The following is a 630-nucleotide window of genomic DNA, read 5'->3' as shown; positions in this document are numbered from 1 at the left end:
ATCAGATGATTTCAGGTCAGCAGCGTTTACTGTCGGACATTTCTCACGAATTACGCTCGCCACTCACTCGCTTGCGCATGGCCAGTGCATTAGCAACGCGCAAACAGGGTGACAGCCCTGAATTGGTTCGCATTGATACCGAAGCGCAGCGCCTTGAGCAGATGATCAGCGAATTGCTTGAGCTCTCGCGCATGCAGGTGAACAGCCACATGACACGCGAGACACAGCCAATAGAAAGTTTGTGGGAAGAGATCATTAAAGATGCGCAGTTTGAAGCCGAGCAAATGGGTAAAACACTCCGCTATTCAGAGATCCCTGAGCGACATATCTCAGGCAACCCAAAACTGTTGATGAGCGCGGTAGAAAACATCATCCGCAACGCGATTTATTACGGAAAAGATGAAGTGCAGATAGACATTCAAGACAAGACTGACACACTGACGATTACCGTCGATGACAACGGTGATGGTGTGCCGGATGAAGAGTTAGAAGCGATTTTCCGTCCATTTTATCGTGTGTCTACTGCTCGTGATCGTCACTCTGGCGGCACAGGATTAGGGTTAACCATCACCGAAAGTGCGATTCGTCAGCACAGCGGTACGATAGTCGCGAGCCGCAGCCCACTGGGAG

1 protein-coding gene is annotated in these 630 nt (G+C 50.5%); it reads left to right on the top strand.

Annotation, left to right across the window (positions count from 1 at the left end; genetic code table 11):
- Positions 1–630: ATP-binding protein (locus R8O11_RS28820; protein ID WP_318195070.1), on the top strand; the 630-nt coding region annotated here is incomplete at both ends.

This window comes from Vibrio sp. 1288 (assembly GCF_033344475.1).
Note: the sequence above shows the minus strand (reverse complement) of the source record. Positions and strands in the feature narration are given on the sequence as shown.